At 71.2% G+C, this 14,735-nt stretch carries 12 protein-coding genes; 9 read left to right on the top strand and 3 right to left on the bottom strand.

What is annotated here, in order from left to right; translation table 11 throughout:
- The first annotated feature begins 8 nt into the window (after positions 1 to 8).
- Positions 9 to 2,156 carry an acyltransferase family protein gene (locus AC4BGC_RS00485; protein ID WP_490553912.1) on the top strand — a complete coding sequence of 716 codons (2,148 nt, stop codon included), beginning with the start codon at positions 9 to 11 and terminating at the stop codon, positions 2,154 to 2,156.
- A 6-nt stretch (positions 2,157 to 2,162) separates the two neighbouring features.
- Here the strand turns inward: AC4BGC_RS00485 and AC4BGC_RS00490 are convergent, their stop codons facing one another.
- Positions 2,163 to 3,947 carry a glycosyltransferase family 61 protein gene (locus AC4BGC_RS00490; RefSeq protein ID WP_490553913.1) on the bottom strand — a complete coding sequence of 595 codons (1,785 nt, stop codon included), beginning with the start codon at positions 3,945 to 3,947 and terminating at the stop codon, positions 2,163 to 2,165.
- 101 nt (positions 3,948 to 4,048) lie between these two features.
- Here AC4BGC_RS00490 and AC4BGC_RS00495 point away from each other — a divergent pair, with 101 nt between their 5' ends.
- A complete protein-coding gene (locus AC4BGC_RS00495) occupies positions 4,049 to 4,405 on the top strand; it encodes a CDP-glycerol glycerophosphotransferase family protein (protein WP_490546697.1) in 357 nt (118 codons plus the stop codon).
- Between the two features lie 86 nt (positions 4,406 to 4,491).
- On the opposite strand, the gene AC4BGC_RS00500 is transcribed toward AC4BGC_RS00495, so the two are convergent.
- Complete coding sequence (locus AC4BGC_RS00500; protein WP_490553914.1) at positions 4,492 to 6,666, bottom strand: acyltransferase family protein; 2,175 nt, start codon at positions 6,664 to 6,666, stop codon at positions 4,492 to 4,494.
- A gap of 177 nt (positions 6,667 to 6,843) precedes the next feature.
- Between AC4BGC_RS00500 and AC4BGC_RS00505 the strand changes: the two genes are divergently transcribed.
- The 3 genes from AC4BGC_RS00505 to AC4BGC_RS00515 are packed head-to-tail and all read left to right on the top strand — an operon-like array spanning position 6,844 to position 9,418.
- Positions 6,844 to 7,767 carry a Rossmann-like and DUF2520 domain-containing protein gene (locus AC4BGC_RS00505; RefSeq protein ID WP_490553915.1) on the top strand — a complete coding sequence of 308 codons (924 nt, stop codon included), beginning with the start codon at positions 6,844 to 6,846 and terminating at the stop codon, positions 7,765 to 7,767.
- Complete coding sequence (gene panC, locus AC4BGC_RS00510; RefSeq protein ID WP_490546694.1) at positions 7,764 to 8,639, top strand: pantoate--beta-alanine ligase; 876 nt, start codon at positions 7,764 to 7,766, stop codon at positions 8,637 to 8,639. Before AC4BGC_RS00505 ends, panC begins: the two co-directional genes overlap by 4 nt.
- Positions 8,639 to 9,418: a type III pantothenate kinase gene (locus AC4BGC_RS00515; protein WP_490546693.1), complete on the top strand. Its 780-nt coding sequence runs from the start codon at positions 8,639 to 8,641 to the stop codon at positions 9,416 to 9,418. The genes panC and AC4BGC_RS00515 overlap by 1 nt, the downstream gene beginning before the upstream one ends.
- Before the next feature lie 53 nt (positions 9,419 to 9,471).
- On the opposite strand, the gene AC4BGC_RS00520 is transcribed toward AC4BGC_RS00515, so the two are convergent.
- Positions 9,472 to 10,635 (bottom strand): zinc-binding dehydrogenase, encoded by a 1,164-nt coding sequence (locus AC4BGC_RS00520; protein ID WP_490553916.1) that lies wholly within the window; start codon positions 10,633 to 10,635, stop codon positions 9,472 to 9,474.
- Between the two features lie 160 nt (positions 10,636 to 10,795).
- On the opposite strand from AC4BGC_RS00520, the gene lysS reads away from it, so the two are divergent.
- The 4 genes from lysS to AC4BGC_RS00540 all read left to right on the top strand — a co-directional run bounded on the left by lysS (position 10,796) and on the right by AC4BGC_RS00540 (position 14,735).
- Positions 10,796 to 12,265 (top strand): lysine--tRNA ligase, encoded by a 1,470-nt coding sequence (gene lysS, locus AC4BGC_RS00525; protein ID WP_490546811.1) that lies wholly within the window; start codon positions 10,796 to 10,798, stop codon positions 12,263 to 12,265.
- 80 nt (positions 12,266 to 12,345) lie between these two features.
- Complete coding sequence (locus AC4BGC_RS00530) at positions 12,346 to 12,669, top strand: histone-like nucleoid-structuring protein Lsr2 (RefSeq protein ID WP_490546691.1); 324 nt, start codon at positions 12,346 to 12,348, stop codon at positions 12,667 to 12,669.
- Between the two features lie 93 nt (positions 12,670 to 12,762).
- Positions 12,763 to 14,034 (top strand): sensor histidine kinase, encoded by a 1,272-nt coding sequence (locus AC4BGC_RS00535; protein WP_490553917.1) that lies wholly within the window; start codon positions 12,763 to 12,765, stop codon positions 14,032 to 14,034.
- Positions 14,031 to 14,735, top strand: a complete 705-nt coding sequence (locus tag AC4BGC_RS00540) for a response regulator (RefSeq protein WP_490553918.1) — start codon at positions 14,031 to 14,033, stop codon at positions 14,733 to 14,735. The genes AC4BGC_RS00535 and AC4BGC_RS00540 overlap by 4 nt, the downstream gene beginning before the upstream one ends.

Below are 14,735 nucleotides of genomic sequence, written 5' to 3' on the forward strand. Positions count from 1 at the left end.
CGCTCGGCGTGACGGTGACCGGCCAGGACGGCCCGCCCCAGGTGCGGGAAGCCCGACCTACCGAGGGCGGCTCCCGCCCCGCCGCCTCGCCGACCCCGGTGCGCCCGGAGATCCAGGGGCTGCGGGCCGTGGCCGTCCTGCTCGTGGTCGTCTACCACCTCTGGCCGGGCCGCCTGCCGGGCGGCTACATCGGCGTCGACGTCTTCTTCGTCATCTCCGGGTTCCTGATCACCGGCAACCTGGTCCGGGAGGTCCGGCGTACCGGCCGGGTGGCCCTGGCCCAGTTCTGGGCCAAGCGCGTCCGCCGGCTGCTCCCGGCGGCGCTGCTGGTGCTCGCTGCGACGGGCGTGGGCATCTTCTTGTTCGTCCCGCGGCTGCTGTGGCAGCAGTTCTTCAAGGAGATCGGCGCCGCCGTCCTCTACGTGGAGAACTGGTCGCTGGCGCGCGACGCCGTCGACTACCTCGCCTCCTCCAACGAGCCCTCGCCGGTGCAGCACTACTGGACGCTCTCCGCGGAGGAGCAGTTCTACATCGGCTGGCCCCTGCTCGTGCTCGGTGCCGTGCTGCTCGCCAACCTGTTCCGGTGGTCACTGCTCAGGGTCGTCACGGTCACCCTCGCCGTGGCCACCGTGGCCTCTCTCGCGTTCTCGCTGCACCAGACCGTGAACAACCCCTCGGTGGCCTACTTCTCCACGTTCACCCGGGCCTGGGAGTTCGGGGCGGGCGCCCTGCTCGCCTGCCTCGTCGGCAGCCGCACCGTCGCCGCCCCACGGCTGGCCGCCGCCGCGTCCTGGCTCGGCCTGCTGGTGATCGCGGGCGCCGCGCTGGTGCTCTCGCACTCCACCCCGATGCCCGGGACCGCCGCCATCGTGGTGGTGGCCGCCACGGTCGCGGTGCTGTGGGCCGGGAACCCCGAGCTCCCCTGGTCCCCGGGCCGGTTGCTGACCTGGCGTCCGGCGACCTTCCTCGGTGACATCTCCTACTCGATCTACCTGTGGCACTGGCCGCTGATCGTGCTGCTGCCCTACGTCATCGACCGCACCCCGGGCTTCCTCGCGCGGGTGCTGGTCCTGGTGGCCACGATCCTCGCCGCGTGGCTGACCAAGATCCTGGTCGAGGACCCCGTGCGCACCACCCGGAGGCTGCACCTGCGGCGCCCCGGCGTGGCACTGGGGGCGGCAGCGTTGTCGGCGGCGCTGGTGGTCGGCGCGTGCACCGCGGCCTGGTGGGACGTGGAGCACGAGGTACGCCGCTCCGCCGCCCTCGCCCAGTCGCTGACCGAGAAGGCGCCCGCCTGCTTCGGCGCTGCCGCGCGGGACCCGAAGTCGCAGGAGTGCCCGAACCCCGAGCTCGAGGGCAACCTGGTGCCGGCCGTCACGGCCGTGGCCGGCGACTACGCGCACTACCCCGACTGCGAGAAGCTGATGACCCAGCGACCGCTGAAGCCGTGCGAGTTCGGTGCGGTCGACGACCCCTCGGTCCCGCACGTCGCCGTGATCGGGGACTCCCACGCCCGAGCGCTGATGCCCGCGCTGGTCGAGCTGGCCGAGAAGCGGGTGCTCTCCCTGCACCTGTTCACCTCGGGCGGCTGCGTCTGGGGCGAGGGTCGTCCCCGGATCTTCGAGAAGTCCCTGCGCGACGCCTGCATCAGCTTCAAGGCCGACCTGGACCCGCTCCTGCGCAGCACCGCGCGCCAGTACGACTTCGTGATCACCACCGGCTGGACCAACAAGACCTCGAAGCCGCTCCGGTCGATGGTGCCGGGGCTGGTGGCCTCGTGGGCGCCGGTCGCTGCGATGAAGGTGCCGATCGTGGCCGTCCGGGACAACCCGAGCGCCGGCGGCGCGACTGAGGACAACCCCAACAACTGCCTCGCGACGGTGGAGATCTCCGAGGCCAACGAGAAGTGCGGCCTGAGCCGCAAGCAGGCCCTGGACCGCTTCGATGACCCCTTCGCCGCCGCGGTCGAGCGCACGCCCGGGGCGCACCTCGTCGACCTGACCCGCTTCTTCTGCGACGAGGACGAGTGCCCGGTGGTGATCGGTGGGGCCAACGTCTACCGCGACAACAGCCACATGACCGTGACCTACGCGCGCACCCTGGCGCCGTACCTCTACCAGGAGCTGCTCGGCACCGGGGTGCTCAAGGCGCGCTGAGCCGGGTCAGCCCAGGGTGGTGATGACGTCGTCGAGGGTGTCGGCGTTGCGGGCGAAGTCGAAGGCCCAGGGCGAGAAGTAGGCCTCGCGGCTCCACCCTCCGCCCGCGGGGTGCTGGATGTCCGGGGTGCTCCAGAAGTAGTGCACCTCGCCCCCGAGCAGGACCGTGTAGAGGTGCTCGTTGCGCGCGGTGTAGGCCTCGTGGTTCAGCAGGATCACCCCCCGGTAGCCACGGGAGTACACGATGTTGAACATCGCGGACCCGCCGAAGCCGGCGATCACCTCGGCCCGGTCGAAGATCGCCGCCTGGGCAGCGACGTCGTGGTTCTCGGGGTAGACGATGTCGAACCCGCGCTCGCTGAAGAAAGCCTCGACCTCACGGGTGTTGCGGCAGGCGCGGTTGGTGGTGATGTCCTGCCGTGAGACGAAGATGCGGCGGCCGCCGCTGCGCTCGAAGCCCTGCACGGGCACGGTGGCCTGGGCGAGCAGCGACTCGCGGACCCGGTCCCAGACACGGGTGATCTCCGGGTGCACGTAGTGGGGCTCCTGGTTGTGCCACATCGGGGTGGCGCCGACCACCGACTCCAGCCGGACGGGCTCGTGGACCCAGCAGATGTCGTCCTCGGAGATGCCGTAGGCACCGAAGATCTGCCGCTCGAGGGCGGGGTCGCGCTCGTCCTCGTAGCGGATGCGGAAGATCGCCTTGAGGTCCGGGATCTGCTTCTTGGCCTCGTCCCAGCCCCACAGGCGACTCATCACCTCGGTGAGCAGGTGCCCGTAGTGACCGGAGTTCTCGGAGTCGAGGTGGTAGTAGCTGCCCTCGAGGGTCCGCTGGGGCCGGTCGCGCGGCCGCGTCCTGGCGAAGTCCCCGTTGACGCTGTGCAGCACGGGGTTCTCCAGGTAGTGGGCCCGGTGGTGCCGGAACGAGTCGGGCAGCGCGGAGTGGCCGGTGACCAGGAGCGCGTTGGAGATCATCGAGATGTCGCCCTGGTAGTGCCGCAGGTGGTGCTCGGGGTAGGTCAGCTTGTCCTCGAGCCAGGGGATCGGCACCGCCGACTCGTGCGAGTGCACCGTGGCAGCACTGGTCAGGGTGCCCCCGGGCAGGCTCAGCAGCTGCTCGACCCGCAGCTGCGGCTCACGCTGGGCGAGGATGCGGTCGGCGTCCTTCTCCCGGACCTTCAGCACGTGGCGCCCGCCCTTGACCACCACGACGTGGTCCGCGTCGACCCTGACCGAGTGCACGGAGGCGCGGCGCCGCCGTTCGGGGGCCTCTCCCGGGAGGTCGGCCGCCTTGAGGCCGGCAGTGCGGGCCATGTCGAGGATCTGGGGAGGCTCGAGGCCGTCGATGGAGCGGCGGCGGTCGACGACGTACAGGCCTCGGCGGCGCAGGTGGAAGAAGATCCGGAACCACAGAGCGTCGTACTCCTCGGCCTCGCGGCGGGCAGCGTCCACGATCACGTCGACCGGGCCGACGAACCGCAGCCACCAGTTGACGGTGTGGACGTCGTCGATCGGGGCCGCGTGGTGCTCCACGCCGAGCTCCTCGAGCCCCCACTCCGGCAGGCCGGTGGGCGAGAGCACGATGACCCGCGCGGGCCAGGGAGGTGCGACCAGCTCGGGGACCGGCGAGTCGGGGTCGTCGTCGGAGACGATCACCACGGTTCGGCGACCGTCGGTCTCGGGGAGCAGGTCGGCGTACCGGGCGTAGAGGCCGGAGCCGGAGGACCCGGTGCTCGCCTCGTCACTGAGGACACCGCTCGCGCGCGTGCGCCACGGGCGGAACAGGGTCACTCGTCGGGTCCTTCGGCAGGTGGGAACACGGGATGCGGGGCCCGAGCATAGCCGCCGGGCGGCACTGTGATGCAGCACACCGAGACGACCATTCCCACCCGGTGGCGCCGGGCGTACGCTCGGTCTGCAGCTACGTGTTCACCGACCGCGAGGTGATCCTCAGCTCCTCACGCCTGCGCGACGCTGCCGCGGAGCTGGGGGTGGAGGTGGGCTTCCTTCCTCATCCGAACCTGCACGATGCCCTGCGTGACGGCACGCTGCCCGAGCACATTCGCAGGTTCACCTTCGACGACGACGTCCAGGAGCTGTTCGCCCGGGCTGCAGTCCTCGTCACGGACTACTCATCCATGGCCTTCAACTCCGCCTGCATCGACCGGGCGGTCGTCTACTACCAGTTCGACCGGGACCGGGTCAGCAGCGGAGGTCACGTCGGCCACGGCGGTGCTGTGAGCGGGTGACCGACGCGGTCCTGGCTTCCGCGCGCAAGCGGCCGGTCGTCCCTGCTCCCTGAGTGGTGCCGGGTCACCACACGGGGGACGAAGGATCACCCACCACGTACCAGACGTCGCAGTGGCGGTCCCAGGTACGGGTGCAGGGTGGCGGCGAAGGTGGCCGTCAGGTGGGAGCCGTCGAAGTAGGTGACCACGCCGCCGGTGACCGCGCCACACCTCTCCTCCTCGCAGATGTGGTCGGTGAGATCGACGAACGTGGCTCGGGGCGACCCGACGCTGCGTACGGCGCTCTCCGACTCGTCCGCGGGCAGCCACTCCTCGCGGGTCCCGTCGCAGGCGGGGAGGTCGTCCGGGTGCTCGGAAAGGCAGTCCGGGATGGACGCGCCCGGGGCGGGGGTGTCGCGAAGCACCAGCACCCGCAGGTCTTCGGAGCCCCACTCGCGCAGCACACTCTCCATCCCGTCGCGGTAGTCCTCGCCGCTGTCCTCGAAGGACTTGCCCTCGGCCGCCACCGAGATGCGGTTCGTGTAGACGACGGCGTCCGGCCCGCTGCGCGCCACGGCGCTGGTGGTCCGTTCCACCCAGGCCAGGCATGCCCTTGTCCCAGCCGGGGTGTCGAAGGACTGCGCGGTGTCAGCGGCAGCGCACTGGGAGGCCAGGTAGGTGGTGACGCGCCACCGGTTCTTCTCGGCGAGACGCTCGAGCGCGGGTAGCCACTGGCCGGCATGGGAGTTGCCGACCAGGGCGATCTCCGTGTCGGCGTCCACGTCACCGAAGGTGCAGCGCACCGAGCGGAACTTCGGGGGGTAGGCGAAGCAGTTCTTGCCGCCCGGGACGTCCTCGTAGGCTCGGGACTTGTCGCCTGCAGCGTCGACGGGGGCCGGCACGATCTTCTCGGAGGGGACCGGGTCGCACCGCTCGGCTGCGTCCAGGGCAGCGGCTCCGAAGCAGGCCCCACCGTCTGCCAGCGCGCGGGCGAGCTCGGCGTCCGAGCGATCCTTGCGCTGGTCCACCTCCAGCTGCTGGAGCCCGGCCAGGGCGAGCACGAGGGCCATCCCGGCAGCGCCGACAAGGAACGGCTTGTACAGGGGACGTCCCCATCCCGGGGTGCGGAACCGGTCCTCGACGTACACCTTGGTCACGTGGGCGAGGACCAAGGTGAGCGCCAGGGCCAGGACCCGGTCGAGGTTGTCCATCGCGTCGCCACGTGCCTGGGGGATCAGCACGATCAGCGGCCAGTGCCACAGGTAGACCGAGTACGAGACGTCCCCGAGCCACTGCATCGGGCGTACGGCGAGGAGCGGCCCGGGGGAGAGCCTGCTCATCGGAGCGTGCGCGCCGATCACGAGTGCGGTGCCGACCACGGGGAGCAGGGCACGCCATCCGGGGAACGGAGTCTCGCCGGTGTAGCTCCACGCGGTCCACGCGATTGCCGCGAAGCCTGCCCACGCCAGCACGACCCGGGTCCGATCGGGGAGCAGTGAGGGGAGGTCACGTCGGCGGCGCACCGCGACCACGACGGCCAGCAGCCCGCCGATCCCGAGCTCCCACATCCGCGTGGGGGTGACGAAGTAGGCCGCAGCGGGGTCGTGGGCGGTGGCCCAGATCGAGTACCCCAGGGACAGGGTGACCAGCGTCGCGAGGCCGCACAGGATCGCGATGTCCGGGTTCCAGCGACGCCTCCTGGCCAGGACGAGGACGGCGAGGATCAGGAGGGGCCAGACGAAGTAGAACTGCTCCTCCACGGAGAGCGACCAGAAGTGCTGGACGGGACTGGGTGCGTTCTCGGCGGCGAGGTAGTCCACCGAGTCCCGGGCCAGCAGCCAGTTGACGACGTAGAGGGTGGCGGCGCGGGCCTGGGAGGCGGTGTTGGCCCACTGGGTGTCCGGGGCGAACAGCCGGGAGAGCACCAGGGTGCTGGTCAGGACGAGCAACGATGCCGGCAGCAGCCGCCGGATCCGGCGGCCCCAGAACCGCGCCAGGTCGCCTCCGCCGGCCGGGGGCCTGTGCATCAGGTGCAGCGTGATCAGGAAGCCGGAGATCACGAAGAAGACGTCGACGCCCACGAAGCCGCCGGTGAGGCTCGAGGGGACCAGGTGATAGATCACCACCAGTGACACCGCGACGGCGCGGAGCCCCTGGATGTCGGTGCGCAGCGCGTGGCCCCCGCTGGTGCGGCCCTCGGCCCCGTGAGGCGGCCTGCCGGACGTCTTCCCGGACGGATCGCCGACCCCCAGGTCCTCGGGGTTCCTGGTGGTCGCGCTCATCGGGTGGATCGTACTTGGGCCTGCGCCCGCAGGGGCGGCGGTGAGGGCGCGTGGCTGTGACCAAACTAACCCCTCCCCTTCGGTTCCACTGCCCGTCGGCCGGGCGTACGCTCGGTCTGCACCATTCGTGAGTAGTCCGGTACCCGCCAGGGACTGGAACGAAAGGGATGTCGTCTGATGGCTCGAGTCGGAGTTGTGGGCGCCGGTCGTGTCGGCGCCGTCCTGTCCGCGGCGCTGCGCGCCGCGGGTCACGAGGTCGTGGCCGCCGCCGGCGACTCGCCCGCCTCCTTGCACCGCATCGCGACGATGCTGCCCGGGGTACCGGTGGCCAAGCCGACCGACGTGGCCCGGTCCAGCGACCTGCTGCTCCTCACCGTTCCCGACGACATGCTCGGCAACGTCGTGACCACCCTCGTGGGGGCCGGCGCGATCCGCGAGGGCCAGGTCGTGTGCCACACCTCGGGCCGTCACGGGCTGGCGGTCCTCGAGCCCGCCACCGCGATCGGGGCGCGCCCCGTCGCGATGCACCCGGCGATGACCTTCACCGGCACCGCCCTGGACCTCGACCGGCTCTCGGGCTGCGTCTTCGGGATGACGGCCGGTGAGGGGGAGCGCGCGTACGCCGAGGCGCTGGTCGCCGACCTCGACGGCATCCCCCTGTGGGTGCCGGAGAGCAAGCGCACGCTCTACCACGCAGGCCTCGCGCACGGCGCGAACCACCTCGTCACCCTGGTCAGCCAGGCGATGGAGCTCCTCGCAGCCTCGGGCGCCGAGGACCCGGCGGCCACGCTGCGGCCGCTGCTGAACGCGGCGCTCGACAACGCGCTGGCCTCCGGCGACGCGGCACTGACCGGTCCCATCGTGCGCGGAGACGTGCTCACCGTGCAGGCGCACCTCGACGACATCACCGAGAACGCGCCCGCCACGATCCCGTCGTACGTCGCGATGGCCAAGGCCACCGCCGAGCGGGCCGTCCTCGACGGCCGGCTGCTGCCCATCCGCGCGGTCCGGCTGGTCGGGATGCTCGACGAGGCGCTGGCGCGCGTCGAGGGGACCGCGCCTGCCGTCGTGCGCCAGCGCACCAGGAGCGACTCGCGATGACGTCCGCCCCTCTCCTCGCGCACAGTCGCGAGGAGCTGCACGACGCCCTGCACCGGTTCGCCGGCGGGGCCACGCCGAGCCCCCGCGTCGCGCTGGTGCCGACCATGGGTGCCCTGCACGCCGGGCACGCCGCGCTCTTCGCCCGCGCGCGGGACGAGGTCGGTGCGCAGGCCCCCGTGGTCGCGTCGATCTTCGTCAACCCGCTCCAGTTCGCCCCCGGTGAGGACCTCGACCGCTACCCGCGCACGTTCGAGTCCGACGTGCAGGTCTGCGCGGAGCGGGGCGTCGACATCGTGTTCGCGCCCTCGGTGGAGGAGGTCTACCCGGGGGGCGACCCCCAGGTCACCGTCGACCCGGGTCCCCTCGCCACGGTGCTGGAGGGCGGCTCGCGCCCGACCCACTTCCACGGGGTGCTCACGGTGGTCGCCAAGCTGTTCGGGCTCGTCCGGCCCGACGTGGCGGTCTTCGGGCAGAAGGACTACCAGCAGCTGGTGCTGATCCGGCGGATGGTCGACGACCTGTGCATGGGCGTGCAGGTGATCGGTGCCGAGACCGTGCGCGAGCCCGACGGCCTGGCGCTGTCCACCCGCAACGGCTACCTCGACGAGGACCAGCGGTGGCGTGCCGCGGCCCTCGCGCGCACCCTGTTCGCCGCGCGCAACGCCGCGCGGTACGGCCCCTCCGCCGCGATCGGCGCCGCGCGCCACGAGCTGCGGCACGCCCGCGGCGTGGACCTCGAGTACCTCGAGCTGCGCGACCCCGACCTGGGACCCGCCCCCGAGAGCGGCCCTGCCCGGCTGCTGATCGCGGCCCGCGTGGGACCCACCCGGCTGATCGACAACGTGGAGCTCGTGCTCGGCCGGGACAGCTGATGACCCTGCTCTGCGCCGACATCGGCAACTCGCACACGGTCCTCGGCCTGCTCGCGGACGGCGTGGTGCTCGACCACTGGCGGGTGGCGACCGACGAGCGTCGTACGGCCGACGAGTGGGCGGTGCTCCTCAGGGGGCTGCTGCGCGAGAGCAACGTCTCCGACGGGCTCAGCGGCATCGCCGTGTGCGCCACGGTGCCCGCGGTGCTGCACGAGTGGCGCGACATGCTGGTGCGCCACTACGGGACGCTGCCCAACGTCGTGGTCGAGCCGGGCGTCCGGACCGGCGTACCCGTGCTGATGGACAACCCGCGCGAGGTCGGCGCCGACCGGGTGGTCAACGCCCTCGCTGCGGCCAGCCTGTACGACGGCCCGGCGATCGTGGTCGACTTCGGCACCGCCACCACCTTCGACGTGGTCAGCCCCCGCGGCGAGTACGTCGGCGGCGCGATCGCCCCCGGCATCGACATCTCCCTGGAGGCGCTGGGCCGCCGCGGCGCCCAGCTGCGCAAGGTAGAGCTGCTCCGCCCCCGCTCGGTGATCGCGAAGAACACCGTCGAGGCCCTCCAGTCCGGCCTGGTCTTCGGCTTCGCCAGCCAGGTGGACGGCATCGTCGCCCGGATGATCGAGGAGCTCGGCGTACAGCCCGAGACCGTGCACGTCATCGCCACCGGCGGCCTCGCCCCGATCGTGGTCGACGAGTGCCGCGTGTTCACCGCCCGCCAGCCCTGGCTCACGCTGCTGGGTCTGGAGCTGGTGTTCGCCCGGAATTCGGGATAGTCCGAGACAGTCCCGCTCCGTTTTGTCCGGTACGACGACGGAAACGTCTCGGACTATCCCGGCAGGGCCGCTGAGCTCGCCGGATCGATCAGGATCTTCGCGTGCCGCTCCGGGTCGGCGAGGGCGTCGAACGCGGCCGCGACCCCGTCGAGGCCGACGGTGCCGGTGATCAGCGGGGTGGGGTCGACCTTGCCGTCTGCGATCATCTGCAGGGTCTCGTGGAACTCGTGGGGCTGGTAGCAGAAGACGAACTTCAGCTCGATCTCCTTGTTGATCGCCATCGCGGGCTGGAAGGTGTCCGGCTCCATGCAGACCCCGACGACGACGACCCGGGCGGCGAGAGGTGCCTCGTTGACGATCTGGTCGATGATCCCCGGGATCCCGACGCACTCGAACACGACCGGTCCGCTCGGGGTGGCTCCGGCAGCCTCGGCGGCGCGCAGCACCTGCCACCACGGCAGCATCGGGACCTTCCGGAGCTTGCCCATCGTGCCGAGGGCGAGGTCGAAGAGCCCGTTCGCGTCGGTGATGTAGCGGCTCTGCTCGAAGCTGGCCCACGGCGAGCCGTCGGCGGGGTCGATCACCACGTCGGCGCCGCACTGCTCGGCGAGCGCACGCCGGCCCGGCGAGAAGTCGCTGGCGATCACGGTGCGTACGCCGCGCGCCTTGAGCATCAAGATCACTGCCAGCCCGATCGGGCCGCAGCCGACCACCACGGCGGTCTCGCGCTTGCGCACGCCGCTGCGTCGTACGGCGTGCCACGCGACCGCCATCGGCTCGGTGAGCGCCGCCGTCTCGGGGGCGAGCCCGTTGGGGACCTCCATGGTCAGGGACTCCTGCACGAGCACGCGTTCGGCGTACCCACCCGGCGCCTGCGCCGAGAGGCCGGTCATCTGCACCTGCTCGCCCATCTGGATCATCGGCAGCGAGACCACGGGCGTCCCCTCCGACCACGGCTTGCGGGTCTTCGGGCCGTAGTCGAGCACCCGGCCGCTGAACTCGTGTCCCATCACCACGGACTGGTGGGGTCGCATCACGTGGTGGTAGCCGATCGCCGCGGCCACGTCGGCGAGCTGGTCGGCGTGCTTGCGGGCGTGCAGGTCGGAGCCGCAGATGCCGGTGCGGACGACCTCGAGCAGCACCTGGCCGGGCCCCGGGACCGGGTCCGGGAGGTCGGCGACCTCGAGCATCGTGTCCTGGCACACAACGGCCTTCATCGTCACGCTCCTGTTGTCCTTGTCGGGTAGGGAGCAAAGTAGCGTGTGCCACATGAATGACCAGCCCGGTGGCGCCCAGTCCGATGCCCAGGCGAAAGCCCGGGAGAAAGCTCAGACCGACGCCGCGGGGACCCTCCCGGCGGACGATGTCCCCGAGCAGATGCGGGTACGCCGGGAGAAGCGGCAGCGGCTCCTCGACAAGGGCGTCGCGCCCTACCCGACCACGGTGGAGCGCACCCACACCATCCGCGAGATCCGGGAGAAGTACGACGCCCTGATGGAGTCGGGCGAGCTCGAGCCCGACACGCGCACAGGCGAGCAGGTCGCGATCACCGGCCGGGTCATCTTCCAGCGCAACACCGGCAAGCTCTGCTTCGCCAAGCTGCGCGAGGGCGACGGCTCGGAGATCCAGGCGATGCTCAGCCTCGCCGACGTGGGGGAGGAGTCCCTCGCCGACTACAAGGCGCTCGTCGACATCGGCGACCTGCTGGCCGTGCGCGGCGAGGTGATCACCAGTCGCCGCGGTGAGCTGTCGGTCTCGGTGACCCAGTGGCAGCTCGCGGCCAAGACGCTGCGCCCGCTGCCCAACGAGCACCGGCCGCTCTCCGACGAGGCCCGGATCCGGTTGCGGTACGTCGACATGATGATCCGCCCCGAGGCGCGCGAGATGGTGCGCACCAAGGCCACCGTGCTCAAGAGCCTGCGCAGGACCCTCGACGAGCGTGGCTACACCGAGGTCGAGACCCCGATCCTGCAGCTGACCAACGGCGGCGCCGCGGCTCGCCCGTTCCGCACGCACCTGAACGCCCTCGACCAGCCGATGCTGCTGCGGATCGCGCTCGAGCTCGACCTGAAGCGGGCGATGATCGGCGGCGTCGACAAGGTCTACGAGATCGGCCGCACGTTCCGCAACGAAGGGCTCGACTCCACCCACGCCGCCGAGTTCTCGATGCTGGAGGCCTACGAGGCCTACGGCGACCAGTTCACGATGATGGAGCTGACCCGGGCACTGGTCCTCGACGCCGCGCGGGCCGTGGGCCGCACCGTCGTACCCGGACGCGACGGGTCGCAGATCGATCTGGAGGCCGAATGGCGCCAGGCCTCGATCTTCGACCTGGTCTCCGAGGCCGTGGGTGCCGAGGTGACGGTGGAGACCGACGCGGAAACCCTGCGCGGGTATTCACATACCCACGGTGTGGAACTGCAGCCGAAATGGGGAGCGGCGGAAATTCTCGTCGAGCTCTACGAGCAGCTCGTCGAGGACGACCTGATCAATCCGACCTTCGTGATGGATTACCCCTCGCAGGTGAAGCCGCTGGCGAAGGCGCATCGCGACAAAGCGGGTATCAACGAGGCATGGGACCTGATCATCAACGGCGTCGAGCTGGCGCCGGCGTACTCCGAGCTGAACGACCCTGTCGTGCAGCGTGAACGGCTCCAGGCGCAGTCTGCCCTTGCCGCGCAGGGTGATCCCGAGGCAATGGAGCTCGACGAGGTCTTCCTCAAGGCGATGGAATACGGAATGCCGCCTGCCGGCGGGATGGGGATGGGCATCGATCGCCTGGTCATGCTGCTGACCGGAGCCGGCATTCGGGAAACGATTCTTTTTCCGCTGCTCCGACCTGAGTGAGGGCGCGGTTCTCACATAGTGGTCTGTTAGTGTCGAGTGGGAAACTCTCTCACTCGATTTGTGCAAGGACGGTCAGGAACATGGCTCAAAAAGTCAACATCGTACTCGTGGACGACATCGACCAGAGCGATGCGGAAGAGACGGTCACTTTCGGGTTGGACGGCAAGGAATATGCCATCGACCTGAATAACGAGCACGCACGCTCGCTGCGTGACGCGCTCGCCCCCTATGTCGCCCACGGGCGTCCCGTCGGAGGCCGCAGCGGCCGCCGCACCACCAAGACGGCCGCCAGCGGTGCCGCCCCCTCCGAGATCCGGGCCTGGGCCCGGGACAACGGCTTCGACGTCCCCGAGCGTGGGCGCGTCTCGGCCGAGGTCCGCGAGGCATACGCAGCCGCGCACTGATCCCGAGCTCCACGACGACCACCCCCGCGCGAGTGACGCAGTTCGCTCGCCCGGGGGTGGTCGTGCGTCCGGGCCGGCCGCGAGGCTGAGCCCATGACCGAGATCCTCGCCCGACTGCGTCGCTGGGCCGACGCACCGCAGGTCTTCTCGGTGGTCGCTGCGGCCGCCGCCCTCCTGCTGGCGTTCCTGGAGACCCAGACGCCGCTCGACATCCGCTACCGCTACCTCGGTGACGGTGGCTTCCTGGTCACCGACAAGGACTACGCCGGCTGGGTGCACGCTGCCGTGTCCCTCAGTGGCCTGCTGCTCGCGCTCGCCCCGCTGGCGGCGCTGCGCTCGCTCGTGCTCGGTGTCGTGCTGGTGCTGCCCCGCCTCGTCGCGGGTGGCCTGATGGGGCTCGCGTGGCCCTGGACGGCGTACGCCGCGCTGGTCGCCGTGGCGGTCTGCGCGTCGTGGCGCCGGCCCCGGACCGCCTGGCTGCTCGCCGCCGTCGCGACCTGCCTGCCGATCGGGGTGATCCTGCTCGACGGCCGGATGATGACCCCCGGCGGCTCCGTGGAGTTCGGGCTGTTCGGCTACGGCGGGGGCGCGTCGTACCTCGTCCTGACCTGCACGCTGTACGCCGTGGGCACCGCGCTGGTGATGCTGGTGACGATCCTGCTGCGCCGCGAAGCCTCCCGCGAGCGTGGCCTCCTCGAGCTGGTGCGCCGGCGGCGTGAGGTGACCCGCGACGCGGCGGTCCTCGACGAGCGCTCCCGGCTGGCCCGTGACCTGCACGACGTCGTGGCCCACCACGTCTCCCTGATCGCAGTGCGCGCGGAGACGGCGCCGTACACCTACCCCGAGCTCTCTCCCGAGGCGAGGCTGGTGCTGGCCGAGATCGCGGACGACTCCCGCAAGGCGCTCGAGGAGCTCCGCGGGGTCCTCGGGGTGCTGCGCCGCTCCGACGGCGAGGCGCAGCGGACCCCCCAGCCCACGGCGCGGGACATCAGCCGGCTGGTGCTCGACGCGCAGTCGGCCACCGATGTCGTCTCGGCGTCCCTGGAGGGGCTCGATGACGTGCTCGCGACGCCGGGCTACGTCGCCTACCGGGTGGTGCAGGAGGCGCTCACGAATGCGCGGCGGCACGCTCCGGGGGTGCCCGTGGACGTGATCGCCCACGGCGACGGGGCCGGCGGGGTCAGGGTGCTGGTCTCCAACCGTGCTCCGGGGGTCCAGGAGCTCGAGCCCGGTGGTGGACTGACCGGTATGGCGGAGCGGGTGCGTGCGGTCGGCGGTGAGCTCGAGGCCGGCGTCCGAAACGGGGAGTGCGTGGTCGAGGCCAGGCTCCCGGCGCTGGTCGCCGAACCGGAGCCCACCGCATGAGGGTCGTGGTCGCCGACGACCAGCCGATCATCCGTGCGGGCTTCGCGGCGCTGCTCGACGCCCAGCCGGGGCTGGAGGTGGTCGGCACCGCCGCCGACGGCCAGCAGCTGCTGGCTCTGGTCGCCGAGCAGGAGCCGGACGTGGCGCTGGTCGACGTGAGGATGCCGGTGATGGACGGCATCGAGGCCACCCGCGTGATCGCCGCGCAGCACCGTGCGCGGGTGCTGATCCTGACCACGTTCGACCTCGACGAGTACGTCTTCGAGGCCATCCGGGCCGGCGCCAGCGGGTTCCTGCTCAAGGACGTGACCGGGGACCGGCTCGTCGAGGCGGTGCGGATGGTGGGCGAGGGGTCGATGCTGCTCGGCCCCGGCGTCACCCGGCGGCTGGTGGAGGACTTCGGCGTACGCAGGGAGCCCGGCGCGGACCCGCTCGCGGGGCGCTCGCTGACCCCGCGTGAGCGTGAGGTGCTGGTGCTGCTGGGGCGGGGGTGGTCCAACGCGGAGATCGCCGCCTCGATGGTGGTCGCCAACGAGACGGTCAAGAGCCACGTGGCCGAGGTACTGCGCAAGCTGTGCCTGCGGGACCGGGTGCAGGCGGTGGTGTGGTGCTACGAGAACGGACTGGCCCAGCCCGGCGGCCAGCCCGGCGGCCAGGTCCGGAACGGCAGCGGTGACCGGAGCGCTGACCTTCTACGCTGA

It is taken from the genome of Nocardioides sp. Z38_18 (genome assembly GCF_058215695.1).